21 protein-coding genes are annotated in these 24,333 nt (G+C 41.3%); 14 read left to right on the top strand and 7 right to left on the bottom strand.

What is annotated here, in order from left to right; translation table 11 throughout:
* Nucleotides 1–87: 87 nt before the first annotated feature.
* Nucleotides 88–420, bottom strand: coding sequence for a hypothetical protein (locus ABF638_RS27755; protein WP_435026108.1), 333 nt, complete (start codon nucleotides 418–420; stop codon nucleotides 88–90).
* Between the two features lie 269 nt (nucleotides 421–689).
* Between ABF638_RS27755 and ABF638_RS27750 the strand changes: the two genes are divergently transcribed.
* Entirely contained in the window at nucleotides 690–866 is a 177-nt protein-coding gene (locus ABF638_RS27750; RefSeq protein ID WP_435026107.1) for a hypothetical protein, read from the top strand.
* A gap of 187 nt (nucleotides 867–1,053) precedes the next feature.
* Here ABF638_RS27750 and ABF638_RS27745 read toward each other — a convergent pair whose 3' ends face one another.
* Entirely contained in the window at nucleotides 1,054–1,224 is a 171-nt protein-coding gene (locus ABF638_RS27745) for a hypothetical protein (RefSeq protein ID WP_435026106.1), read from the bottom strand.
* Nucleotides 1,225–1,706: 482 nt separating this feature from the next.
* On the opposite strand from ABF638_RS27745, the gene ABF638_RS27740 reads away from it, so the two are divergent.
* The 4 genes from ABF638_RS27740 to ABF638_RS27725 all read left to right on the top strand — a co-directional run bounded on the left by ABF638_RS27740 (nucleotide 1,707) and on the right by ABF638_RS27725 (nucleotide 6,632).
* Nucleotides 1,707–2,405, top strand: coding sequence for a hypothetical protein (locus ABF638_RS27740; protein ID WP_435026105.1), 699 nt, complete (start codon nucleotides 1,707–1,709; stop codon nucleotides 2,403–2,405).
* 193 nt (nucleotides 2,406–2,598) lie between these two features.
* Nucleotides 2,599–4,437, top strand: coding sequence for a peptidoglycan D,D-transpeptidase FtsI family protein (locus ABF638_RS27735; protein ID WP_435026104.1), 1,839 nt, complete (start codon nucleotides 2,599–2,601; stop codon nucleotides 4,435–4,437).
* Between the two features lie 176 nt (nucleotides 4,438–4,613).
* Complete coding sequence (locus tag ABF638_RS27730) at nucleotides 4,614–5,711, top strand: iron-containing redox enzyme family protein (protein ID WP_435026103.1); 1,098 nt, start codon at nucleotides 4,614–4,616, stop codon at nucleotides 5,709–5,711.
* 225 nt (nucleotides 5,712–5,936) lie between these two features.
* Complete coding sequence (locus ABF638_RS27725; protein ID WP_435026102.1) at nucleotides 5,937–6,632, top strand: SAM-dependent methyltransferase; 696 nt, start codon at nucleotides 5,937–5,939, stop codon at nucleotides 6,630–6,632.
* A gap of 249 nt (nucleotides 6,633–6,881) precedes the next feature.
* Here the strand turns inward: ABF638_RS27725 and ABF638_RS27720 are convergent, their stop codons facing one another.
* Nucleotides 6,882–7,943 carry a glycerophosphodiester phosphodiesterase gene (locus tag ABF638_RS27720; protein ID WP_435026101.1) on the bottom strand — a complete coding sequence of 354 codons (1,062 nt, stop codon included), beginning with the start codon at nucleotides 7,941–7,943 and terminating at the stop codon, nucleotides 6,882–6,884.
* Nucleotides 7,944–8,081: 138 nt separating this feature from the next.
* On the opposite strand from ABF638_RS27720, the gene ABF638_RS27715 reads away from it, so the two are divergent.
* The 4 genes from ABF638_RS27715 (at nucleotide 8,082) to ABF638_RS27700 (ending at nucleotide 14,560) form a co-directional block, all read left to right on the top strand.
* Complete coding sequence (locus ABF638_RS27715) at nucleotides 8,082–9,053, top strand: class I SAM-dependent methyltransferase (protein WP_435026100.1); 972 nt, start codon at nucleotides 8,082–8,084, stop codon at nucleotides 9,051–9,053.
* Nucleotides 9,054–9,805: 752 nt separating this feature from the next.
* Nucleotides 9,806–11,842 carry an NAD-dependent DNA ligase LigA gene (gene ligA, locus ABF638_RS27710; protein ID WP_435026099.1) on the top strand — a complete coding sequence of 679 codons (2,037 nt, stop codon included), beginning with the start codon at nucleotides 9,806–9,808 and terminating at the stop codon, nucleotides 11,840–11,842.
* A 46-nt stretch (nucleotides 11,843–11,888) separates the two neighbouring features.
* Nucleotides 11,889–12,053, top strand: a complete 165-nt coding sequence (locus ABF638_RS27705; RefSeq protein WP_435026098.1) for a hypothetical protein — start codon at nucleotides 11,889–11,891, stop codon at nucleotides 12,051–12,053.
* A 359-nt stretch (nucleotides 12,054–12,412) separates the two neighbouring features.
* The gene (locus tag ABF638_RS27700) at nucleotides 12,413–14,560 is read left to right on the top strand and encodes a hypothetical protein (protein ID WP_435026097.1); all 2,148 of its coding nucleotides are present in this window, start codon (nucleotides 12,413–12,415) and stop codon (nucleotides 14,558–14,560) included.
* Between the two features lie 194 nt (nucleotides 14,561–14,754).
* Here the strand turns inward: ABF638_RS27700 and ABF638_RS27695 are convergent, their stop codons facing one another.
* Nucleotides 14,755–15,531 carry a Uma2 family endonuclease gene (locus tag ABF638_RS27695; protein ID WP_435026096.1) on the bottom strand — a complete coding sequence of 259 codons (777 nt, stop codon included), beginning with the start codon at nucleotides 15,529–15,531 and terminating at the stop codon, nucleotides 14,755–14,757.
* A gap of 153 nt (nucleotides 15,532–15,684) precedes the next feature.
* Entirely contained in the window at nucleotides 15,685–17,898 is a 2,214-nt protein-coding gene (glgP, locus tag ABF638_RS27690; RefSeq protein ID WP_435026095.1) for an alpha-glucan family phosphorylase, read from the bottom strand.
* 904 nt (nucleotides 17,899–18,802) lie between these two features.
* Between glgP and ABF638_RS27685 the strand changes: the two genes are divergently transcribed.
* Nucleotides 18,803–21,019, top strand: coding sequence for an FUSC family protein (locus ABF638_RS27685; protein ID WP_435026093.1), 2,217 nt, complete (start codon nucleotides 18,803–18,805; stop codon nucleotides 21,017–21,019).
* Nucleotides 21,020–21,065: 46 nt separating this feature from the next.
* On the opposite strand, the gene ABF638_RS27680 is transcribed toward ABF638_RS27685, so the two are convergent.
* Together ABF638_RS27680 and ABF638_RS27675 are read right to left on the bottom strand one after the other, a co-directional pair.
* Nucleotides 21,066–21,362: a type II toxin-antitoxin system RelE/ParE family toxin gene (locus tag ABF638_RS27680; RefSeq protein WP_435026092.1), complete on the bottom strand. Its 297-nt coding sequence runs from the start codon at nucleotides 21,360–21,362 to the stop codon at nucleotides 21,066–21,068.
* 6 nt (nucleotides 21,363–21,368) lie between these two features.
* A complete protein-coding gene (locus tag ABF638_RS27675; protein WP_435026091.1) occupies nucleotides 21,369–21,599 on the bottom strand; it encodes an addiction module protein in 231 nt (76 codons plus the stop codon).
* A gap of 218 nt (nucleotides 21,600–21,817) precedes the next feature.
* Between ABF638_RS27675 and ABF638_RS27670 the strand changes: the two genes are divergently transcribed.
* From ABF638_RS27670 to ABF638_RS27655, 4 genes are all read left to right on the top strand, one after another.
* Nucleotides 21,818–22,048, top strand: a complete 231-nt coding sequence (locus ABF638_RS27670; RefSeq protein WP_435026090.1) for a type II toxin-antitoxin system Phd/YefM family antitoxin — start codon at nucleotides 21,818–21,820, stop codon at nucleotides 22,046–22,048.
* Nucleotides 22,045–22,431, top strand: coding sequence for a type II toxin-antitoxin system VapC family toxin (locus ABF638_RS27665; protein ID WP_435026089.1), 387 nt, complete (start codon nucleotides 22,045–22,047; stop codon nucleotides 22,429–22,431). The genes ABF638_RS27670 and ABF638_RS27665 overlap by 4 nt, the downstream gene beginning before the upstream one ends.
* 39 nt (nucleotides 22,432–22,470) lie before the next feature.
* Nucleotides 22,471–22,893, top strand: a complete 423-nt coding sequence (locus tag ABF638_RS27660) for a hypothetical protein (RefSeq protein ID WP_435026088.1) — start codon at nucleotides 22,471–22,473, stop codon at nucleotides 22,891–22,893.
* Nucleotides 22,894–23,145: 252 nt separating this feature from the next.
* Nucleotides 23,146–24,126: an aldo/keto reductase gene (locus tag ABF638_RS27655; RefSeq protein WP_435026087.1), complete on the top strand. Its 981-nt coding sequence runs from the start codon at nucleotides 23,146–23,148 to the stop codon at nucleotides 24,124–24,126.
* The last annotated feature ends 207 nt before the right edge of the window (nucleotides 24,127–24,333 follow it).

Raw genomic sequence — 24,333 nt, 5'->3', positions numbered from 1 at the left:
GGGGAATGGGGAATGGGGAATGGGGAATGGGGAATGGGGAATGGGGAATGGGGGAAAGCTCTTGATTTTTGAAACTGGAGTAATTTATCAAAAATTTAAAAAGGGGAAAAACTGAAATAATGTTTTACGTAAGCGAAGCAAGAAAATCTGATCCCGAATGTTGGGGTCTAGTTTCGGTGGCGGAACTTCTTGCAGCTGGGCTTGTAATTGGATATATTCGGCAGCTGTTAGGAATTTTCCATCAATAGGCGATCGCGCTTCTATGATAATCTTTGTCCTTAATATTTCTTCTGGTGTATCCTGTGGCGGCGGTAATGCTATTACCGTTGATCCCCAATAGCTGTTTAGCACAAATAATGTTGCACTAATTACAATTAAGCTCAATAATTTTATTGCCTTTCTCGCTTTAACTCTCCCCATCTCCTAAACTACGTTCGCAACGCAGGATGAAAATCTGTTTTTACTATGCCCCATAACCCTCAAGAGTGCCCAGTTATAAGTGCTGCACATGGATGGATAGCGGGGCGTTGAGCCAGTGCTGAGTTGGGAATCTCACTTCTTTCCTCAGAACTCGGAACTGTTTTGCCCCATACCCTATGCCCAATTGCCAGAGTTACAAATTTTCCCAATAATAAAAATCTGGCAATATCAAGTGATATTACCAGGTCTTTCCTGATAAGAAATAGACTATGGGGAATGCTCAAGAGCAATTGCCTGCGATCGCAGGCAATTGTTTTGCCATCTCAAAGCTCAGTAGTCTAAGCAATTCTAAATACCCAGTGAGGGAAGTATTTTGCCTACAAAATGCCTTACATTCACATAACTCAACTTCCTTGGGCTGGGAAGAAGGTTTGATCTGGGAATAACTTACGGCGGACACTTGGTTGAGGATGTAACCCTCTTTACCAGTGTCCTTGACTTCCTGCCCTACTTAGCTAATTTTTGAACAAACTTTAGGCTCTGATACACCAACAAAAAAATGAAGGTTTTTGTGTGAGCCTAATTAATTCAAGCTATGTAGTGAGGAACACTTTCGCTAAAGTTTAAGATGCCTTATTTAGGAGTAGCTGCGGGTGTAGCTGGGGGAGTAGCTGCGGGAGGTGCATCAGTTGGTTCACCTGTAGGAGCGGGAGTACTAGGACTAGGCCCGCCACCACCTTCACAGGCTCCGAGAATCGCAGCCAGACTTAACATTAAAGCAAAACCAAAGATTTTTGTTTTCATAACTCCTCTTTCACCAATTGTGGCTAGAACAATTTTTCGCCTGTTGAATACGATACCGTATTTATTGCTTTTTTTTTAATGTTACAAGATTACATATTAAAAAAAACAATCCTTTGGGGTATTCTGTTTGGGATTGTATATCCTACAGCCATCTGATTAGTTTCTCTTAACTCAGGAGCAAAACTAAAATTACCAGTTTTAATAGTTAACTGGGCTATCATAGCAAAAAATTTTAGTTTTTTTTTCATGGAGTATTGCACCTTGCTACCCGACGTTGCCATACTTTAGGTGCGATACCTAAGAGGTAGGCTGTCCAGTTTATAATCGCTGATTGGAAACATTGGTGCAGCTACCTATCAGAACAGTTAAAAGAGTGTAGTCTGTTATGTGTGCTTGTTGCACCGAAGGTGATTGTAACCTCAGCAAAAAAAGACAATTTAGACAATCAATCTAAAGTACAGTATTTCCCATCTAAAAAATTTATGGTAGTTGCTCGTAAATCTGCTGTTTCTACAAGAGGTAATCGGTTCTGGCAAAATTCTATCCTTTCTTTAGGGAGGCGACGCTCTGCGCCTACTGACTCAGCAACACGGAGCGCTTCTACATCAGCTACCCAAGCCGCACCAGTATCCTCTCAAAGACAACGGCGTTCCTCAAAAAAGTTAGCGGTTTCTCCCACAAATGAGGCAGTTATGCCCAAATCGGTGAAAGAGTTGGGTAGACAAAAAGTGCCAAATCTTTATGAGCAGTCGAGTACCAAGCAGAAGAGTTCGGGGGTAGGTTTTCTTCGCTTCCCCACAACACCTAATTCTGGAGCGACACCTGGGTGGTTGCTGCGCTTGTACACCTTTCATCGTTATTCGTCAGTTTTGGCGTTCTTGTTAGTAGCATCGACACTTGCTGTTTATGGCTGCACAGTATATTCCCAAGAGCTTTGGAGTCAGTCATATCGAAGACTACAAAAGCTCCAACGTCATGAGCGACTGCTAACGACAACTAATGCGACGCTGACAAATAAAATGGCTGATGAAGCAGAACAACCAACAGCAGGACTGGTTTCACCAACTCCTCAAGGGATGATTTTCTTGCCTCCAGCATCTCTAAGTCCTAAGCCAAAATCGTCTAATACAACGCCAAGTTCTGAAACGCAACAGCAAACACTCTCGCCACTGGGATACTAATCGTAATTCGTAATCGCGAAGATTGTGCTTCAAAGAGATGAAAAACGCTGCAATTTGAGTTTCCACCTCTTGTATCTGTAGTTTTATTTTGGAGAATTGGTAAAAGGTTAAGAGTCATTATTCATTTGTCATTAGTGATTAGGACTCAGATTTGTGGCAAATGACAAAAGACAAATGACAAAGGACAAACCCAATGCAGAAGTCACCAAGCAGAACAAAATTTAGAAAGTTTCGGAATTCAGCTTTTACAAGGCGACAAAAGGGTTATAGACAAGGGCTTTTGGGAAGATTAGCCTCTAATATCCAAGACCAAACATCCAGCACCAAGTCTCGAATGTTCATAGTCTGGGGCGTATTAATGGCAGCCGGGTTGGGGTTGGGTGTCAAATTGTATAATCTACAAATTGTCAAGGGGCCAAAGTTAACTGAGCAGGCACGCAGCCAGCAAATGTTGAATTTGCGACCTTTTATGCCTCGTCGCCCGGTGGTAGATCGCAATAGTAATCTGTTGGCGATTGACCGCCCTGTGTATACTTTGTACGCTCATCCCAAGCTGTTTGATAAGTCTAATGAGGATATAGCAGAGCGACTTGCCCCAATATTGGCAAAAGATACTGCTGAATTGGTAAAAACGTTTCAAAGCAAAAAAAGCGGAATTATACTCGCCCCAGCCATACCAGAAGAAATGATCGATCGCGTCATCTCTTTGCGCTTAAATGGCCTGGAATGGACTCAAAAATACTCCCGATTTTACCCGCCAGACGATTTGGTTGCTGATGTGGTGGGCTATGTGAATATTGACCGTCGTGGTCAAGCAGGTGTGGAATACTCTCAAGAGAAGTTGCTAGAACGTCCTGTGCAAACAGTGCGGCTCAGTCGGTCGGGTGATGGCTCACTGATGCCTGATCATGCCCCTGAAGGTTTTTTGCATTTTGATGATTTGCGATTGCAACTCACTATTGATAGTCGTCTGCAACGAATTGCCCGCGTTGCGCTCAAACAACAAATGGATAAGTTTAATGCCAAACGTGGGGCGGTAATTGTCATGGATGCGTTGGATGGTTCCTTACTCGCCCTCGTTTCTCAACCTACTTATAACCCTAATGAATATGGTAAAGCTAATATCTCGCTATTTAAAAACTGGACGGTAGCTGATCTTTATGAACCGGGATCGACTTTTAAGCCTTTGAATGTGGCGATCGCTCTGGAAAATGGTGTGATCAAAGCCGATGATGTGTTTAATGACTCCGGTTCTATTCGAGTAGCTAATTACACGATTAAAAATGCTATGAACAATGGTTATGGGCAAATCAACATTGCCCAAATCCTCCAAAATTCTAGCAACATTGGTATGGTGAAAATTATCCAACGCTTAAAGCCTTCAATCTATTACAACTGGCTAGAACGCTTGGGGCTAGGACAAAAAGTTGATACAGATTTACCTTTTGAAGCTAGTGGTCGGCTCAAAAGTCAAGAAGAATTTATCGCTTCGCCAATTGAACCAGCTACTACTTCTTTTGGGCAAGGTTTTTCTATGACACCGTTACAGCTAGTGCAAATGCACGGTGCTTTAGCCAATGGCGGTAAGTTGGTAACACCCCATGTAGTCCAAGGGTTGATTGATACCAAAGGGCAGATGCATGATTCACCCAATCGCACTATACCACGCCAAATTTTCTCAGCCGCAACAGCCCAAAAGGTTGTGGAAATGATGGAAACTGTTGTTACTGACGGCAGCGGGAAGGCTTCACAAATTCCCGGATATCGGATTGCTGGTAAAACTGGTACAGCCCAAAAAGCTAGTCCCTCTGGCGGCTACATCAAGGGTGCTAGAATGACCAGCTTTGTGGCTATTTTACCGGTGGAATCTCCTCGCTATGTAGTGTTCGCACTGGTGGATGAGCCAAAAGGAGAAAGTGCTTATGGTTCTACTGTCGCTGCGCCAATTGTCAAGTCGGTGATCGAAGCGCTGATTCCTCTTGAAGAGATTCCGCCAAGTAAGGCGATTGAGCAACGGACGGAAGCGCCGTAGGGATTGGGGATTGGGGATTGGGGATTGGGGATTGGGGATTGGGGACTAATCCTTCTCTTTCTAAACTTAATTTTTCTTTATAACCAAGGAAAGAGGTACAGAAAGCTACTGGTGTGGAAACCTAGATATTAGAGGTGAAAGTAATTTATCACTTTTCCAAAGCTACCGAAGATTCCATGCAAAGCAATTTAGTTATATTTCCGAAAGCTGGGGCTGCGAAAAATAGCACGCAAACTGAAGAAAGAACAATTACCAAGTATGACCGTGCTGAGGAGCAATTTATAGAACTGCTGGCAATGGAGGATTTGGATCATAAACTGGATGTCAAGCCTTCAAGAGCCACTGAGTTTGAACAGGCGCTCTCAACCGCAATTCGTGCTGCGTATGGAAACGATCGCTCTGATGAACAGGCTCACCGTTTTCTGCAACGTATACTTTATCGAATTAATCGCCTAAAGCTGTTTTGGTACGATGATTTGCACAATTATACCAACGAGCGATCGCTGTATTTGTACTCATGTCGTGACCAAATTGAAGCAGCTTGGCAAAATTGGGAACTCGCACAAATTGATGTGGCTGCACTACAAAAATTGGATGTAAAGCAAGCTTTAATTGAGCGCACATCTGCCGATTTAGATCCGCCTATGTCGGAGAGTAGCCGCTACATTCGTGAAGAAATGACTGAAGCTGGTTATCGTCACTTGCTAGCGATCGGCTCCTTTGATGGCTTGGTTGAAGCGAGTCATCTTTCCCGGATTTTGGGTGGTACTGCTAATGAAGTGCAGTGTACGCTGATGCGGGTACTCATAGAAGAATACGGCAATGGTCGTTTATCTCGCAAGCACTCGACATTTTTTGCTCAAATGCTGGCTGAATTTGGGATGAACACTGAACCAGAGGCATATTTCGATTTAGTACCTTGGGAAGTGTTGGCTTCTACCAATCATAACTTCCTGGTGACTGAGCGCAAACGCGATTTTCTGCGTTATAGCGGCGGGTTGACCTATTTTGAAGTGGCTGGCCCTGCGGTTTACAAGAATTATCTGGTGGCGGCGCAACGACTGGGACTTTCAGAAGTAGCGGTGGGTTATTGGGAACTACACATTAGGGAAGATGAACGCCACGGCCGTTGGATGTTAGATGATGTGGCTTTGCCATTAGCAGAACGATATCCCAATGATGCGTGGGAACTGGTGCTTGGGTACGACCAACAGAAACTTCTAAGCGATCGCGCGGGTGCTGCTGTTGTGCGATCAATACACCAAGCAGAATAAGCCACTTTTCTCTTGTGAGAAATCCCAAAAATTAAAATTTCAAAATCGCAGGTTATTCTTAGCATTTTAATTTGACATTCATAAGTCATTTTATTGCTAATTCACCTGCAAATAAATTTCTTTAGCAGCCATTTTCTAAAGGAACAGTTTTTTATTGCCTTAATTACAAGGTAATAAATAACCTCCTACTAGATTGATTATACCTTAGCTCTGAATTGTAGTCAAATGAAAGATATCTTTTTTTGTCCTGAAGAATCTAATTTCTACTCAAACTGCTTAGAAAACTTTGTTCTCAGAAATTGTAAAAATTACGAATCTATTGTTGAGTTTGGTTCAGGAGATGGCAGCCCTGTAATTAATTCTTTATTGAGAAATAAGTTTGATGGAATCATTCAGGGATTTGAGTTAAATACTTCTGCATGGAAAGTCGCAAATTCAACCATCGATGAATACGATCTCACTAATAAATACATTATCCATAATTCATCTTTGTTTAATTCTTCTCAACCCGATGCCGATTACCTTGTAGCCAATCCACCATATTTACCCGCACCAGATAGCGATATTTATATGCCACTTTTATTTGGGGGCGTAGATGGAGCTACAGTTACCAACAAGCTTTTATCGTTAGGTTATGAAAATGTGTTGGTTTTAATATCTAGTTTTTCTAATCCAACAAGTACGCTAAACCTCGCGAAAGAAAATGGTTATTCTGTTCAAAACTTCATGGTTTTACCTTTGCAGTTCGGCTACTATAGCTCTGATCCCAAGGTAAAGAAGCACATCGAAAAACTCCGAAAAAATAAGATGGCATTTTATTCTGGCGATTATTATTTTCTAGCTGGCGTTTTATTTAAAAAATGCCAGGAGTCTGTAATTGATTTATCTAATCAATTAGCTCAGGTGATGACTAGTTTGTGAAAATGCTAAATCTCAGATTACCGACTTATTTAATCATTCGGGAATCTTATTGTGTATTACTGCAATTTTGATTTTATCAAAAAAGTAAAGGTTCAAAACCTTGCCCCTTGTGGGCGAAAAAATCCTTGTATCTCAAGATAGGTCAAAACCCCACCCCGGAGTGTCTGTCTGAGTTTAATTGCGTTAGCGGAGCGGGGCGTTAGCCCATTGCGAATTGCGAATTGCGAATTGATTTTATGCTCTCGAATTTCATGGGGAACCAAGTTTAAACCGAGGGTTTTCAGTGACAGCAAAGGCCGTATCTGGATAGTCACTAAATACGCCATCAATGCCTAAGCTGAAAAATAACTCATATTCCCCTTGGGGATTTCCTTGAAAATCTAGGGGCAAAAAGCAGTCTTCATTGCGGAAAGTCCAGACATGAACCAGCAAACCAGCCGCATGAGCATCTGTGACTAAAGATGTAGGCGATGTCTGGCGACAAGCCGCTTTGCGTCTACGCAATTTACCATTGCTGTCTCTCGGAACCAGCAAATTTTTATGAACGCCAACTGCTTGTGCATATTTAGCAATTTCTTCTAAACCTGATGCAGTTGCTAAATCTGCATAGGTGCGATGCCTACGGCGGGCTTCGCCTACGCAGCCACTAACGACAAAATCATAAGGTTTACCACTGTCATTTAGTAATTGCACCAGAGGTAAATCAGTCTTTGTAGATAAATCTTGTAAATTACTCACTTCAAAAGACTGAATGAAAACAGGTGCATTAGCGCCCTGATAACCGTTGGCTGTCAAAGTTGCAAGTAGAGGTGCTTCTAGGGCTAACCCAATAGATTGAAAGTAAGTCGGGTGCTTAGTTTCTGGGTAAATACCGATCGCACGATTAATTTCGGCACTTTTAACCTTGACTAAATCGATGATTTCTTGCAGCGTGGGAATTTCTAAGAGTCCATCATAGGTGGTATTTTGCGATCGCAGTTGTGGAATTCGCTCCTTGGCTCGTAGTGTTTTTATTTCTGTCAAGGTAAAGTCTTCAGTAAACCAGCCAGTTTTCGATTCGCCATCAATTATTTTGGTGGTTTGACGGTAAGCAAATTCTGCATGGCTAGCAACATCAGTGGTTTCAGAAATCTCATTTTCGTGACGAGCAATTAAAACACCGTCTTTGGTGGAAACTAAATCAGGTTCAATATAATCAGCGCCTAGTGCGATCGCTAATTCATAAGCAGCTAAAGTATGTTCTGGACGATAGCCGCTAGCACCTCGGTGTGCAATAATAATTGGAGGTGTATTTTGCAAAATTTTATTCATACTTTCCACGCCTCAAAAAACTGGCATATTAAAGAGAAAGATATTAACACATAACGGAAAACATAAACCTAGTAGAGCATAAAAAGCATAGTAAACTCTAAGTAAACACATCAATAAATAGATCACTCAACGTTTATTATGTCTGAAAATTTTTCAAATAAATGTCCTGTTTGCAACCATGATGGCATCCATATTCGTTCATTATCTCAAAAAAATATTGTCAGCGAATTAGAAGAATATTTTGCCGAAAAGCCTCCAGAAAAAATTGAAATCATAGACTATGAAATCCAGCAATGTAAAAATTGCTCGCTTGAATATGCTTTCCCTTTAGAAGCAGGCAGCCAGTCATTTTATCAATGGGTTACTACAAGAGTTGGTTATTATCCAGAATCTAGATGGGAATGGTTTGCTGTAATTGAGCAAATAAAAAAGCGAGAAAGACAAAATTCGATTTCTGTCTTAGATGTGGGCTGCGGAGGAGGTAATTTTCTGGAAATTGCTGCTAAAAAACTTTCAAATACTCGTATAGTTGGCTTGGATACAACTCCAGAATCTGTTGACCAATGTCAGAAAAGAGGATTTGAAGTTTATTGTGAAACAATTGAGAGTTTTTACAATAAATTTTCTAGTGAAAAGTTTAACTATGTCTTGTCTTTTCATTGCTTAGAACATATTAGCCAACCAAAAGAATTTATTGCATCAATGCTTTCTGTTCTGAAACCGATGGGTAGTATCTTGATTAGTACTCCTTATTCACCAATGTCAGTTGAATCAGATTGGTTTGATATATTAAATCATCCACCACATCATATACTACGTTTTAGTAAAAAATCTTACGAAGAATTAGCACGTCAACTAGGCTGTGAGATAGAATTTTATATGCCACCTGCAAATTCTGCGATCGCACGAGCAGCAAATAATTTTAGTTTATCTAAATTTGGTAAAAATCAAACAGTATCGAAGTTGAGACTACTCCAAGCAATACTAAAAGATCCTAGTCTATTTTGGAAAATCTTCTCTCGTCAATTAATGCGCGATCGCGTTAATGGAACTGTTGCCGCAGATATGGTTTTAGTGGAATTCAAGCTATCCTCAAAAAGTAGTATATAAATTATTTAAGATATATAGTGGTTCTCGACAAGCGTGAAGTACAATTTTGACCTCACTTCCATTCCTCTCTCCTAAAAGGCTACGGTGTACACACAAGTCGAAAAAAGTTGCCCAACAGCGTTTTGATCCCCCCTAACCCCCCTTAAAAAGGGGGGAATTAGAATCAAAGTCCCCCTTTTTAAGGGGGATTTAGGGGGATCAGATGATTTGTGTGTACACCGTAGCTCCTAAAAGGAGAGAGGCTTTGAATTGTTCCCCCTTCCCGCGACGAGTTGGGGGTTAGGGGATTAGGTCTATTTGCATAGCAGTACCTCACCCGATTGAAAATGGCTATAAGAATCCTATTTGATGTCTAAAAAACCTAAGTGAAAATACTGTCGGCGGTACAAGTCTCACAGCGAACAATGATTTATTGTCACGAAGCGCTGCACGTAAAATGTTAAGTCTACCGATGGATGGAACGATTGGGATTAAATTAAGTAACCTGGAAAAGTCTCTAAGTACAGCTTGGCGAAAATCTAGCTAACATCTCAATTAACTAGACAAGTTGCTCAGGCAACTGCTTAAAGGTAGGCGAACTTCCGCCAAGCTGTACTAGTGTTTGCCCAAAGTACCTCTGCTAATGGCAAACTATTAGCCAAACCCGATTTTTATATAAAGTACCTTTGCCCGACGACGGTCGTCGAGCCTATCCAAACACAGCAGGTTCGATCATCTTTAAATTTTATTCGTTGATATTTTGTAATAATTCAATGACACAGATTAAGCCTGAAGTAAAGCGCACAGAAGAATTGCGCCAGTTATTGCAACAAGCTAGCTATGCTTATTACGTCTTAGATACTCCAATCATGGAAGATGCAGTCTATGACCAACTATATCGAGAATTACAACAACTGGAAATTCAATATCCAGAGTTGACAGCACCCGATAGTCCGACTCAGCGCGTGGGTGAAAGACCAGCAACGCAGTTTACCTCGGCGCGGCATAATATCCCTTTGTACAGTCTGGAGAATGCATTCAATATCGATGAGTTGAAAGGGTGGGATCAGCGTTGGCGGCGACAATTACCAAAAATAGAATCAGTGGAATATGTCACTGAACTGAAAATTGATGGTTCTGCTTTGGCTCTTACCTACCAAAATGGCGTTCTAGTTAGGGGGACAACTAGGGGTGATGGGGTGACGGGTGAAGATATCACCCAAAATGTGCGGACAATTCGCTCAATTCCCTTGCGTTTGAATTTTGAAGGGTTAGAAATTCTAGAAAGGGTGGAAGTGCGAGGCGAGGCGTTTTTACCGTTGGAAGTTTTTAAACAAATTAACGAGGAAAGACAAAAAGCAGGTGAGCAATTATTTGCCAATCCCCGCAATGCCGCAGCTGGTACACTCAGGCAATTAGACTCACGCATTGTCGCTAAACGGCGGTTAGATTTCTTTAGCTACACTCTGCACATTCCTGGTAGAGATGACACCAGTATTTCTAATACCCAATGGGAAGCGTTGGAGTTGTTGGAAAAAATGGGTTTTCGAGTCAACCCTAACCACAAACTGTGTGCCTCAATCGCAGAAGTGGCAAAATATTATGAATACTGGGATACGGAACGGCTGAATTTACCCTACATGACTGATGGGGTAGTAGTGAAGCTGAATTCTTTTAAACTTCAAGAACAGCTAGGATTTACGCAGAAATTTCCCCGCTGGGCGATCGCTTTGAAGTACCCAGCCGAAGAAGCACCCACCCGTGTAGAAAATATTGCTGTGAATGTTGGGAGAACGGGGGCGTTAACACCGTTAGCCGAGATGCGTCCTGTGCAACTGGCGGGAACAACAGTTTCCCGCGCGACATTACATAATAGCGATCGCATTACTCAATTAGACATCCGCATTGGCGATACTGTTATTGTCCGCAAAGCTGGGGAAATCATTCCAGAAGTGGTGAGGGTAATCAAAGAATTGCGTCCCGCTGATACCGAACCCTTTGTTATGCCTACCCATTGCCCAGTCTGCGGTCAATTGGTGGTGCGAGAATCAGGTGAGGCGGTGACTCGGTGCGTTAATGCTTCCTGTGCGGCGATTCTCAAAGGTTCTATTGAACATTGGGTCAGTCGTGATGCCTTGGATATTAAAGGCGTGGGGGAAAAGTTGGTGTATCAACTCGTTGATAAAGGATTGGTGCATTCCGTTGCCGATTTATATGAGTTGACAGCAGAGAAGTTATCTGCATTAGAAAGGATGGGGAAAAAGTCGGCAGAGAAATTGATTGATGCGATCGCTCAATCAAAAAATCAACCTTGGTCAAGGGTATTGTATGGTTTAGGCATCCGTCACGTTGGCAGTGTAAATGCTCAATTGTTGACTCAGAAGTATTTCACAGTAGACCAGTTAGCTACAGCCAAACAATCAGACATTGAAGGCATTTACGGTATTGGTGCTGAAATTGCTCAATCTGTGTACCAGTGGTTTCGGATTGACGCCAACCAAAGATTGATAGAACGCTTGCAAGCAGAAGAATTACAATTAACTGCCACAGAGGAAACAAAAACAGTTGGTGATGGTAATCAAAAATTTGCAGGTAAAACTTTCGTAATTACAGGTACACTACCAACCTTAAAACGAGATGAAGCGAAGGCTTTGATTCAAAAAGCTGGGGGAAAAGTAACTGATTCAGTGAGTAAGAAAACAGATTATTTGGTGCTAGGAGAAGATGCAGGTTCTAAATTAGAAAAGGCGATATCGTTGGGAATTATGCAGTTAAGCGAGGCGAAATTACTAGAGATACTTGAAGATTAAAATAAGGTAAACGCCTGGAAAAATATATACAGCAGTTTTCTTTTGCATGAAGTACAAAGTTACGGGTTTTGAGGCAGGAAGTAGAAACTCTTTACAGTTGTACCTCAGTTACTTGCAAACTGCTGTATTTAATGAAAGAATCCAGGCGATTAACCGAGATTTATCAATCAGTCCGAAAGCACGATCGCTACAATCCGCATTATTTCGTTGACTGATAAAACCTACTAATACCAATTCAATTAATGATTACAACACATCCTTGGGTAAAGACGCGATTCATCGCGTCTCTACAAATGGTCTATTTGTCGCATTCTTTTTTCAAATTGGTATTACTACTTAAAACTTAACTAAATATAACTTTATAATATCTTTTGCGGAATTTTGATATGTTCTTGTGTATCAAACTTTATTGGCTTATATCGTGTTCCTCTAATATTAACTGTTATTGAGTGAAGTAAAACATCTTGTAGATTGATTACTTTCCCTTTTACTCTCGTTGAAATTAAAGCTGGGTACAAGATATAAGCCAATATGAATAATTAACTCTTTGTATATTTAGAGAAATTTGTCATGAAGAAAAAACAACAGGTTTTTAACGGTATTTTATTGTGGGTGGGACTGGCATTTCTGGGTTTAATGCTACAAAACTTTTACAACGTATTGCAATATATTTTCTTTCTCCGAGTACCTATAATTGTTGGCTTATTGCTATTGTTATTGCCAACAATTTCAGTGAATACTGGTTTATCCGCGATGCTGAAAAACTTGTTTATACTTCGCGCTAATAATCAATTGGTTTTAGTGATTGGAGGCGCAGTTTTAGCAGGACTAGCTACGATAGAAGTTTTCGATATCATTTTGTATAATTCTCATCTTCGTTTTGATGTACCTCAGCACCAAGGAATTCCAGAATTTCTCCAATATTTAATCGCTATTATCTTAAGTCTTCCGATTGCCATAAAGGCAACTCAGCTTTCCAAGAAAGAAATAAAAGAAGGAGATCATAGCTGGGAAGGCTGGGGAATTATATTTGGTGTTGTTGCAGGAGCTTTCCTGATAATAACAACTCACTTTGCCAAGATATTTTTTAAATCCAATCAAATTTTAGAACAGGTATTATTGAAAATAATTTCTTTTTTACCAGCAAGAATACAAAGAGGTTATATTGATGAAAGTAGTGATTTGTCTTATGGAATTGCTGAAATAGCAGTATTTTCTCTCTTTCTCTTAATTGTTTATGGGTTGGGTTATTTAATTTTTAAACCTCGCCCAATCAGGAATAGATTTGAAGTTCCTGCTCTTTTCTATATTACTCTTATTCTTTCAATAATGGTAGTGTGGATAGGAGGAATTTCTTTCTTTAACGACGTATCTCGCGTTCCCACATTACTATTATTTTTAGCAATTTCATCTGCTTCTTATACTATTTTTAAGGTAGATCATTTTTACAAAATATACTTAAAGAATAATTGGTTAAAACCTACAGAAGAAAAGTGGATTAATATTATCTCTCAACGGCTGAATAATCAACAAAGTGAAGATAAAACTTTAGTTGTAGTTTGTGCAAGTGGTGGAGGTATTCAAGCATCTGGATGGACAACTAAAGTTTTGACTGGTTTACAAGAAGAACTTGGATCTGAATTTACCAAAGCCATTGGTTGGATAAGCTCGGTTTCTGGTGGTTCTGTTGGAACAATGTTTTATTTGGATAGATTTGGAGAGCAAGGTTATCCAGAAGAAAATCAATTAAAACAGATTTTTAAAAGCGCTACAGAAGATAGTTTAGATGCTACAGCTTGGGGATTAGCTTATCCAGATTTACTGCGTTTTATTGGTTTCCCTTTTGTCGTACCAAAAGCGCAAGAGGATAATACTGCAACTGAGCAAGACCGTGGTACAGCTATCGAAATAGATTGGAAAGGGGAAATGAAAAATCCCAATGCAACTTTAGCTAGTTGGAGCGATAAAATAGACCAAGGAATTATTCCTATTCCTATTTTTAATGCAACTTTAGTTGAAGATGGACGGCGTTTTTTAGTTAGTCCAATGACTTTTAGTAAACACGAGGATTGCAAATCTATAGATTTTAATACCCTTTATCCAGAATATGATATTGATGTGACGACAGCCGCAAGATTATCCGCTACTTTCCCTTATGTGTCTCCTGTGTGTCGTCCTAGTCAAGAAACTACATGGAATTATCATATAGGTGATGGTGGTTACTTCGACAATTTTGGTATTGGTACTAGCATAGACTTACTTGATAATTTATTAGAATCTGAGCGATGTAACCAAATAAAAAAGGTTATTTTAATCCAAATAAATGCTTTTCCTGATGATGAAAATCTCCAAGAAGAAAAAGGCGCTCCCGGATGGCAGATGGAAGTTATTGGTTCATTGCTTGCTTTATTAAATGTTCGTAGTTCTACGCAAAATGAAGGTAACGCATTAAATATAAAACTCTTGACAGACAAGTACAAATGTGGATACAAGGATGATGAACAGGAAAAATTGCAGCAATTTTTGAAAGATAAATCTTGTCAGAAAGGAGTAGAAATTACGCATATTCCGATTAAATTCCCTCGTGGTAAAATTAATCCCCCGCTTTCTTGGCAGTTAACCCAAGAACAAAAAAAAGCTATTCAAAATGCATGGGAAGAGTGGAAAATAACTAACTCTACTGTTATCTTGAAACTCAAAAAGATGTTCCCAGAGTGATGAATATCTAGTCAGAAATGATTTAGGATTTCTGTAACAATCCTATTTAATTTGTGAAAATTGCAACCCGCAGATCCTCGACTTCTCAAAGAAGTCGGGGATCTTGTTTCTGATGAATGATTCAGGATTGCCATAGCAAACTAGTTTTTTTGCACAATCGGATGATTATCGTAGAGGCAATTCATGAATTGCCTCTACGAAAACGGGGGTAAGTTATTAGGGTCAATACCCTGAGATTGCAAATAAGCAATTAGCCGTTCTTTTTGCTGGCGTTCTTGTTCAGCGCGTTGGCGTTCTTGTTCGGCATGTTGGCGTTCTTGTTCAATCTGTTCTACAGCCCACGGTAACAAATTACCATCTCGATCCCACCAGCGCAACCAATAACCAGTTCGCGCTTCTTTTGTTCCTTGCCAAGTTCCCAAAAATAAGCCCATTACATCAATCCAATGACGCCCATTTTCGTCGGGTTGCTCTAACTCATAGCGTTTATTTTCTAGTTGATAATATTCTAGTAAACCGCCATCTGGTTCAAAAATTATGTAGATGGGAATCTGTAAAATTTGCTCGTAGAAAAACCATTTTCCTGGTGGATAGGTTCGCTTGACTGAATATTCTCCACCCTCAGTATCAGATAGAAATTCGATAGCGATCGCAGGGATATCTCCTTCTAAATTGGGTGTATAACTTTTGCGATTACCCACAACTTCATTAACCGACGGTACATAAACCCAATCAGGTGCTTTGGCAATAAATTGCCCGTTGACTGTCGCACAAAGACCAAAGTTGGAAGCTATCAACATCTGCGGTTGGATGAATCCACTGATTTCTAAGCTTTCACGCAAAGCACCAGCCAAAAGTGGCTGACCGGTATTCTCCACTGGTTCATCCTCTAGTTGAAAATCTTTGGGTAAGGCTTCCCAAGAGATTACCAGTTCTGTTGGTGATTTGGCTTGGCTGAGTTGGGTTGCCATAAACACAGCATGAATTTATTTTTGATCTTATCGCTTTCGGGAAGGGGAATGGGGATTGGGGATTAGGGATTGGGGATTAGGGACTGGGAAAAAATTTCTTTAACATGCCCAATGCCCCATGCCCAATTCCCAATTCCCAATTCCCAATTCCCTTTACAGCAGTACTTTAGCTAAAATCGGTTCCACACTTTTAGAAATCTCTGGGACATACACCTGTGAAACGTAGTCGGCAATCATTCTGTCGGTGTTGAATAACGGCGCATTCGTTTTAATGGATGTTTTCATCATCTGCACCCAGCGATGGGGTATACCTTGGGCATCTTGGTCATAGTATAAAGGAACGATTTCTTCTTCTAACAGCTGATAAAGCGATCGCGAATCAATCCCATCTTGCAATTCTTGATCGCTAGTATGAGCATCTTCACCAATTGCCCAACCGTTAATTCCTTTACCATCTGGCCCTGCTTGGTAGCCTTCGCACCACCAGCCGTCCAAAACGCTGCAATTAAGACCGCCGTTAAAGCAGACTTTTTGCCCACTTGTACCAGACGCTTCCAAAGGACGACGGGGATTATTTAACCAAACATCCACACCTTGCACCAATTTTTGACCAGTGTAAATGTCGTAATCTTCAATAAAGGCGACTCGGTTAATAATCCCAGAATTGTGACACCACTCCATCAAGCGTTGGATAATCCGCTTACCTTCTTCATCGGCTGGGTGGGCTTTACCTGCAAAGATTATTTGTACTGGGCGTTGAGGATTGCCAAAAATCTTCAGTGCGCGTTGGGCATCCCGCAAAATCAAATCCCCGCGTTTGTAAGGGCTGAAGCGTCTGGCAAATCCAATAGTCAAAACGTTGGGATTGAGTAAGCTTTCTGTTGCTTGAATGAGTTCATAATTTTCGCCACGCAACTCCCGTGCTTTCTTCACCTTATAACGGGTAAACGCAATCAATCTTTCTTTGAGAATAAGATGTCGTGACCACAGTTCCTCGTCGGGAATGTCATCAACTTTAGCCCACATCTTGGGATCAACGGTGCGATTTTTCCAGTCTTCTCCCAGATACTCGTTATATAAATCACCTAACAGGGGTGCAGTCCAAGTGGGTGCATGAACGCCATTGGTAATGTAACCAATTGGTACTTTGTCTTCCGATCGCTGCGGATAGAGAACTGTCCACATTTTACGGGAAACTTGACCGTGCAATTCACTCACGCCATTGCAAGCACGAGACATCCGTAATGCTAAAACGGTCATCCCAAAGGGTTCCCAAGGATCGCCCAATCGCCTTGCACCCAATGCTAAAAATTGCTCACGAGAAAGTCGCAATTGCGGCCAATAGCTGGCAAAGAAGGAATCTATTAAATCGGGGGAGAAGACATCATGACCGGCAGGAACGGGGGTATGGGTGGTGAATACACAACTGTTCCGCACCTTGGCTTCGATGTCGTAGAAGGATTTACCAGTCCGTTCAATTTCTAAGCGGGCAATTTCTAAGGTGCAAAATGCAGCATGTCCTTCGTTGAGGTGATAGACAGAAGGTTCAATTCCTAAAGCGTGTAGGGCGCGAACACCACCAATTCCCAAAACGACTTCTTGGGCGATGCGGGTTTCCAAGTTACCACCATATAGGTGTCCCGTTAGCCAGCGGTCAATGGGATCGTTATCGTTGCGATCGCTATCTAATAAATATAATGTGACTCGCCCAACTTGCACTCGCCAGATTTGCACTTTCACAAATCGCTGGCGAACTTGTAGCTGGATAGTAATCGGTTCCCTTTGGTCATTTTTAATTAACTCCAGGGGCATCTGCTGGAAGGGGTTATCAATATAATAATCTTCTTGCCAACCGTGGCGGTTCAAGCGTTGCCGAAAATAACCTTGGCGATACAACAAGCCAACACCAACCAACGGCACACCTAAATCTGATGATGATTTCAGGTGATCCCCGGCGAGAATTCCCAAGCCGCCAGAGTAGACGGGTAGGGACTCATGGATGCCAAATTCGGCGCAAAAGTAGGCAATAGGGCGAGATGCAGATACTTGCGGTGCAACTCGACTGACCCAAGTATCTTGCTGGTTGATGTATTGGTCAAACTCACGTGCTAGGGCGGATATCTGCTTTAAGTAAAACGGGTCTTCTGCTAATTGGGTCAGACGCTCGTAACTTGCAGACTCTAAAATTGCCACTGCGTTATGTCCACAACGTTCCCATTCCTGGGAATCAATTGTTTGGAATAAAGAGATGCGATCGCCACTCCAACTCCACCAGTAGTTATAAGCCAAATCTGCCAAACGCTTGAGCGGTGAAGGTAACTTTTCACTCAAGCGTCGTGCTGGGGTGATTGCACTGTTGTTAGCCATACTAATTCTATGTCCTCGCGCTTAACTTTTTGTCTATTTCACTGATTTATCTGCTCACAATCGATTTCTCTTCAGGTTTATGCCACCGGAGGATTCATTTATGAATCCTCCCCTGAAGTTGGAACAGTTTATCGACATCAAACCCTATCCAATTAAATGGTTTTTATTGTTTTTGTCTTCTCAAAATTATCCCTACTTTCGGACAGATTTGGTATTTTTTTCTATCAAATTCGTTGACATTATTTTAACTTTTTTGTTTTGTTGTTAATATTTTTTAAATGTTAGCAATAAACAACTATAGGAATCCGCTTTGATTTCTGAACTAATTTGCGTAGGCAGGCAATAGGCAATAGGCAACAGGCAACAGGCAACAGTCAAGAAGGCTTCTTAGTTGTACTGAGTTTTTTCAGAAATCAAATATGAGTCCTATAAGATTATTGATATGTCTTGATGTATATCACTTTGGTTCTTCAGTACCTGTTATGCCAAATTATTAGTTAAACATCAAAATTTTGCTTAAAAGATAAGGTTAAAAGCCAAAATCATTGCTAAAATCCTAAAATGTTAGTAAACAATGTTAATTGCATTGCTAAATAAGGGTTTCATGGCTTTATCACAGGAATTTAGCATAACAAGTACTGAAGAGCCATCACTTTTGACTAAAGCTCTTTGCATTCAGACAAGGCTTTTTATACGCTAATCACAGCAATTATACTGTTGTTATCGGTAAACCTTATATCTGTATAACGAAGAATTAAGGATGAATTCTAAATTGGCAAAATGTGCATCCTAAGATTAAGTTTCTGCAAAAGCTCTCATGTATCTAATATGAATTAAAATAAATCTGAATATATCAGAATATGAAGAAAATCCAGATAAAAATTTTGTTTTGTTAACAAAAACAATGCAGTTGAATCGAAGTAATTTCCTCAAGATTCTGATCCAGTCAGAGCCAGGAAAGCCAGCAATATCCAACGGCTTACGAGCTGCTTTAGCGTTAGGGGTTCCCATGCTAATTGGGCAACTCATCAACCAAAGGGAAAGCGGATTATTTGTCGGTTTGATGGCTTACTTTGTCAACTTTGCGAATGTTGGTGGCCCTTACCAGATCAAAGCTAAGGCGATGGCGGCGGCTACTTTGGGAATGGCTGTTTCAGTATTTGTGGGTACTATAGTCGCTAGAGTTCCAGCGCTAGCTGTGGTGCTGACATTTATCTGGGGACTTGCTTCCGGTTTTGCGTCCCTGTACGGTAATGCTGGTGCAAATGTCGGACTGGTGCTAGGGATATCATTTGTTACCACGATCGCACAATCAGGAAACTTGGAAACTGCACTCATGCGATCGCTGCTATGTCTAATTGCAGGTGGATGGGCGATGCTACTTTCTTTGGTAATGTGGCCATTTAGACCTTATGATCCACTACGGTTAGCTTTGGCTAATTCCTTAAATGCGATCGCTAATTACATTCAGGCTTTTGTAGGTAAAGTAGCAACATCTGAAAAGATTCTCGAAATTAGACAGGCATTAGAGACAGCACGGACTACTTTAGGTACTGTCAGAATTGGACAGCCAGCGCGGAGTTGGATGGATGAGCAATTGTTAGTGCTAATTCAGGATGGCGATCGCTTACTTGGTTCAGTTATCGCCTTAACCGAATTACTTGAAACTCACTTCCAACAACATCAATATCAAGCAGTCCAGCAATTAGTAGACGATGCACTCGAACAAATATCAGTCATTCTCCAAGCCATAGCGAAAGTCATCTCTGGCAAATCTGCCAGCATCGATCTGGGAAATCTCAAGCGTATCTGTGAGGCACTAAAGGAACAAGAAAGTCTGCAAAGAAAAGCAATTGCTGGGAGTGAGACAGACTACACAACTCTCGTTGCTTTCACTAACCTAGTGCTGATGATCGAAAAGCTGATCAAGCAATTGCAATACACGGCTCAGACAGCGAAATCTCTGGCAGATCACAGCAAAAAGAATCGCCGAGATGTAGATAGACTTCTGTTAGTTGAAGACGAACAGCGATCGCTCTTAAGTTTACTCCAAGAAAACTTCACCTTAGACTCAGCAATCTTTCGCCATGCTCTCCGCATAGCTGTGAGTCTAACTGTAGGCGTAATCTTATACAGCATTACCAATTTACCAATGGGGTATTGGGTGACACTGACAATCATGCTAGTCCTCAAACCGAACTTGGGTGCAACTTTTCAGCGGTTTTTCCAGCGAGTTGGCGGGACAATCTTGGGAGCTGTATTAGCCGCTGTCATCGTTGCAACTATCAGCAGTAAGCCTGTATTAGACATCATCATTTTGCTGACAGTCTTTTTTGGCATTTCCCTGATCAGTGTCAACTATGGGTATTCGGTGGTTTTTTTGTCAATATTTGTCTTACTAATTATTGATATTGGTCATCCCATTGGTTGGGAATTTGCTGGTTTTCGCATATTGAATACATTAATTGGGGCGGGACTAGCTTTTGCGAGTCATTATTTTATATTGCCAAATCGGGAACGCGATCGCTTACCCAGTCAACTCGCCACTGCACTGCGAGAATGTCACAACTACTTTCGGGATGTGATGGCTGTTTATCAGGGGACAAAAGAGCCTGACTCTACAATTATCAGTCAACGGCGACAAACTGGACTAGCAATCGGCAATGCTCAAGCCTCCTTCCAAGGATTGCTACGCGAACCCCAAATGCACAAAGAATTAGTAGAACCAGTAATGACGCTGCTGGTGTACATAGGACGTTTTACTAGCGCCGTGACAGTTTTGGCAGTACATCTCGAACATTTTCGAGGAACTGTACCACTCCCAGAATTAGAAACCTTTGTCCGCCAAATTTCGCTACTGTTAGAGCAGTTAGCTGATTCAATACAGCAGGAAATTACCCCACCGCCTTTACCTGACTTAGAAGCAACGCTGCGAAAAATTCAACCGCACCTGCAAGCACTGCGTACAGCCCGGATACAAGAGCTAGATGTCAATCAAGGACATACACCTATCCGTCAGGCAGTCATTGATTACAGCATATTAGATTTAGAGATTGACCAGATTGTTCGGCGGTTGACTGCTATGCACTCAGCGATGGTAAGGCTAAACTCAGTTCAATAAAACACATTCAATAACTGGATCTGTCATTTCTTTGAGTCTTTTTTTATTAAATTTCAATATTTCTTTCTTTCCAGTAGTTCGGTTTGCGCTTACCATGCGCTATCGCAATAACCCAAATCACTTCTTCAAGCACCGTATAAAAAATCAGATAGGGAAAACGTTGAATAGTATAACGACGTATTCCTTCAATCTTGTGTGGGGTTCCTAAATTGGGGTTTTGCTGAATTTTAAGAATAACTTTTTCCAATTCAGACAGTAAATCTAGTCCCAAGCCTACTTTTTGAGCTTCATAGTAAGCTATTGCAGTGTCAAGCTCCTTACTAGCTCTCGGTGTGGATAACAATAAACTTCACGAATACTTTTCTCGTAACTCAGAAAAAACTTGAGATGATGGTTCTCCAATAGCTGTTTTGCTACTAATATCCTCCAACCGTTGAGTTAATTCCGTATCCCAAGCAGTTTCTAGATTATCATCTATACCCTCATCTAAAGAATGAATTAAAAAGTAGGCAATTTCAGCACGTTCTTCTGTAGAAAGCTGAGAAAGTTCGAGTTTAAGTTTTTCGGCAGTTTCACTCATGCTTTGGAGTCTCCCTAAGAATTCTAATTATAGGCTCAACTATCTGATCGTAACTGCTTTACAGGTAAATTGCGATCGCATCCAAAACCCAAATAACCTTACAACAGACGATCAAAAAATCTTATAGATATCTGTAAAATTAAGCAAGAGCGATGGCGGAGCCATTGCCTTTTCTCCGAGACGCTCCGCGAAAGGCTAACGCATAGAAGCACAAAACAATGATACGGATTCCATTAACAGAAGCTCAACTTCATTTACCCGAACTGATTGCAAGTCTGCAACCCGGTGAAGAAGTACAGATTTTTTCCGGCGATCGCACTGTCGCCAGACTGATTGGCGAACTCCAACCACCCCGCAAGCCTCGCCAGCCCGGTAGTGCGATCGGAACCCTAACCATCCTGTCTGAAGACGAAACCCACTTGGAAGACTTTCACGACTACATGCCATGAAGTTTTTGCTCGATACTCAGGCATTCCTTTGGTTTGTACTCAACGATCGCGCCCTTAGTCAAGTCGCCTGTGATTTGATTGTCGATCCCCTCAATGATATCTTGCTCAGTCCTGCTTCCTATTGGGAAATTGCTATCAAAGTTAGTATTGGTAAGTATCAAATTCCTGGAAATTTTGAAACGTGGATGGAGCATCAAATCCAAGTTAACGAATTTGAAATATTACCAATTAAAGTTGCTCATGCAGCCGTGATCGTGGCTCTGCCATTCCATCATAAAGATCCCTTTGATCGGCTTTTGGTTGCCCAAGCACTCACAGAAAAGATTCCGATCATTAGCGTGGATGCAGTGCTAGATAATTATGCAGTCACTCGTTATTGGTAAGTACAATAACCTGGAGTCAGTCGCAGTGCTTTATATCTGATGCGTGAGTCCTGCATTTTGTACCTCAGTTACTTTCAAACTGCTGTCAATAATCCACAAGCTCCTACAAACAAATTGGAAATAGTCAAAAAACGTGCTGATTTACTTCGTCTCAATCATCAACAGGTCAAACTTATTGGACGTTACACATCAAAAACCTGGAAACCTGACCCGCAATCTACTGGAATTCCAGGTTTTCAAGGACTTTATACAAAATCGCAAATTGTGCTTGAGGATGACACCAAAGTAAGCATTTTCGCATCTTGGAATAAACAATCGTTGCGATCGCCAGATGAAGTAGAAAAATACAATAATCAAATGGTTGAAGCAATTGGAGTGGTACAGTTTGAAGCTACACCCTTTCCAAATTCTCAAATCCGCGAATCCTTCATTAATTTAAGTCAATTAAATTTGTACATATAGTAAATGTCTGTTTTAATCACCAACGTTGTTCTTGGAGTTTGAAAAGTATTGGGCAAATATAATTCGCTACTACACAAACGAACGCGAACAGCGTCTCGCAGAGAAGTCCACCTGCGTGGACTAACGAGAAATGAAGGTTTTTAACCCGCGCAGGCGGGTTTTGTCTGTGTAGCCGCGACTTCTAGTCGCCCTTTTCAAACTACCCGCGCGTTAATGCCTGATAATTAATAAGGCAATCTACACAGAGCAAAGATGCAGACTCTCCAAAAACTCTTCCTCCCAAGTATGGGCTGCGGGACTTGGGCCTGGGGCAATCAACTGCTTTGGGGATATGACGAAAGTATGGATGACCAGTTGCAAGCCGTCTTTAACCTTTGTGTAAGCAACGGTGTAACTTTATTTGATACAGGTGATTCCTATGGAACTGGGAGATTGAATGGTCGCAGTGAGTTACTCCTGGGACGATTCAACCGTGAATATGTAGGTTCAAACAAAGAAAATATTTGTATTGCTACTAAGCTTGCTGCTTACCCGTGGAGATGGACACGCCAATCAATGGTAAGGGCTTGCCAGTCATCTGCTCAACGCCTAGGAAGAAATGTCGATTTGGTACAGATGCACTGGTCTACAGCGAATTATGCCCCTTGGCAAGAGGAAGGGCTGTTAGATGGTCTTGCCGATGTATATGAGCAAGGATTGGTCAAGGGAGTGGGACTATCCAATTATGGGCCGAAACGGCTTAAGAAAGTGCAGAAAAAGTTTGCTGATCGAGGCGTTCCGATTGCAACTCTGCAAGTTCAATACTCTCTGTTGTCTACATATCCTGTCACTCAACTCAAGCTCAAAGACCTTTGTGATGAGTTCGGAATTAAATTGATCGCCTACAGCCCTCTAGCTTTGGGAATACTGACAGGAAAATACTCTGAGCAAGGCCCATTGCCCAAAGGCATCCGAGGTCTGCTATTTAGGCAGATATTACCAGGAATGCGATCGCTGTTGGGATGTTTGCGAGAGGTGGCACAGTCTAGAAACACAACCATGTCACAGGTAGCAATTAATTGGTGCATCTCTAAAGGAACCATTCCCATTCCTGGAGCCAAGAGCGTTGAACAAGCGAGGGAGAATCTTGGTGCGTTGGGTTGGCAATTAGACGCCAGTGAGATTGCAGAGTTGGATAGTGCAGCAGCAAATACCGACAAAAAAATGGTACAAAATATCTTTCAAACTAAGTAAAATCTCAATATTTCTCAGTTGAAATATCACATTGCAAAACCTGGTTTAAATCCGAGAATAAAAATACTGGGATTTTCCATAAATTCCGACATAAATCTCTTAATTATGTCTGAGTTATTAGTGTTATAAATCAATACGGTTTGATTAAGGCAAGAGACGCGATAAATCGCCGTCTCTACAGGGAATTTATCCATCAATTATTTATTT

This window comes from Nostoc sp. CALU 1950, from assembly GCF_051172895.1.
GTDB lineage: Bacteria > Cyanobacteriota > Cyanobacteriia > Cyanobacteriales > Nostocaceae > Nostoc > Nostoc edaphicum_A.
This window is presented reverse-complemented; position numbering and strand designations above follow the sequence as displayed.

What these genes read in the sequence shown, in the direction of transcription:
- ABF638_RS27755 (WP_435026108.1), bottom strand. Translation starts at nt 420, where the DNA reads ATGGGGAGAGTTAAAGCGAGAAAGGCAATAAAATTATTGAGCTTAATT.
- ABF638_RS27750 (WP_435026107.1), top strand. Translation starts at nt 690, where the DNA reads ATGGGGAATGCTCAAGAGCAATTGCCTGCGATCGCAGGCAATTGTTTT.
- ABF638_RS27745 (WP_435026106.1), bottom strand. Translation starts at nt 1,224, where the DNA reads ATGAAAACAAAAATCTTTGGTTTTGCTTTAATGTTAAGTCTGGCTGCG.
- ABF638_RS27740 (WP_435026105.1), top strand. Translation starts at nt 1,707, where the DNA reads ATGGTAGTTGCTCGTAAATCTGCTGTTTCTACAAGAGGTAATCGGTTC.
- ABF638_RS27735 (WP_435026104.1), top strand. Translation starts at nt 2,599, where the DNA reads ATGCAGAAGTCACCAAGCAGAACAAAATTTAGAAAGTTTCGGAATTCA.
- ABF638_RS27730 (WP_435026103.1), top strand. Translation starts at nt 4,614, where the DNA reads ATGCAAAGCAATTTAGTTATATTTCCGAAAGCTGGGGCTGCGAAAAAT.
- ABF638_RS27725 (WP_435026102.1), top strand. Translation starts at nt 5,937, where the DNA reads ATGAAAGATATCTTTTTTTGTCCTGAAGAATCTAATTTCTACTCAAAC.
- ABF638_RS27720 (WP_435026101.1), bottom strand. Translation starts at nt 7,943, where the DNA reads ATGAATAAAATTTTGCAAAATACACCTCCAATTATTATTGCACACCGA.
- ABF638_RS27715 (WP_435026100.1), top strand. Translation starts at nt 8,082, where the DNA reads ATGTCTGAAAATTTTTCAAATAAATGTCCTGTTTGCAACCATGATGGC.
- ligA (WP_435026099.1), top strand. Translation starts at nt 9,806, where the DNA reads ATGACACAGATTAAGCCTGAAGTAAAGCGCACAGAAGAATTGCGCCAG.
- ABF638_RS27705 (WP_435026098.1), top strand. Translation starts at nt 11,889, where the DNA reads ATGAAGTACAAAGTTACGGGTTTTGAGGCAGGAAGTAGAAACTCTTTA.
- ABF638_RS27700 (WP_435026097.1), top strand. Translation starts at nt 12,413, where the DNA reads ATGAAGAAAAAACAACAGGTTTTTAACGGTATTTTATTGTGGGTGGGA.
- ABF638_RS27695 (WP_435026096.1), bottom strand. Translation starts at nt 15,531, where the DNA reads ATGGCAACCCAACTCAGCCAAGCCAAATCACCAACAGAACTGGTAATC.
- glgP (WP_435026095.1), bottom strand. Translation starts at nt 17,898, where the DNA reads ATGGCTAACAACAGTGCAATCACCCCAGCACGACGCTTGAGTGAAAAG.
- ABF638_RS27685 (WP_435026093.1), top strand. Translation starts at nt 18,803, where the DNA reads ATGCAGTTGAATCGAAGTAATTTCCTCAAGATTCTGATCCAGTCAGAG.
- ABF638_RS27675 (WP_435026091.1), bottom strand. Translation starts at nt 21,599, where the DNA reads ATGAGTGAAACTGCCGAAAAACTTAAACTCGAACTTTCTCAGCTTTCT.
- ABF638_RS27670 (WP_435026090.1), top strand. Translation starts at nt 21,818, where the DNA reads ATGATACGGATTCCATTAACAGAAGCTCAACTTCATTTACCCGAACTG.
- ABF638_RS27665 (WP_435026089.1), top strand. Translation starts at nt 22,045, where the DNA reads ATGAAGTTTTTGCTCGATACTCAGGCATTCCTTTGGTTTGTACTCAAC.
- ABF638_RS27660 (WP_435026088.1), top strand. Translation starts at nt 22,471, where the DNA reads ATGCGTGAGTCCTGCATTTTGTACCTCAGTTACTTTCAAACTGCTGTC.
- ABF638_RS27655 (WP_435026087.1), top strand. Translation starts at nt 23,146, where the DNA reads ATGCAGACTCTCCAAAAACTCTTCCTCCCAAGTATGGGCTGCGGGACT.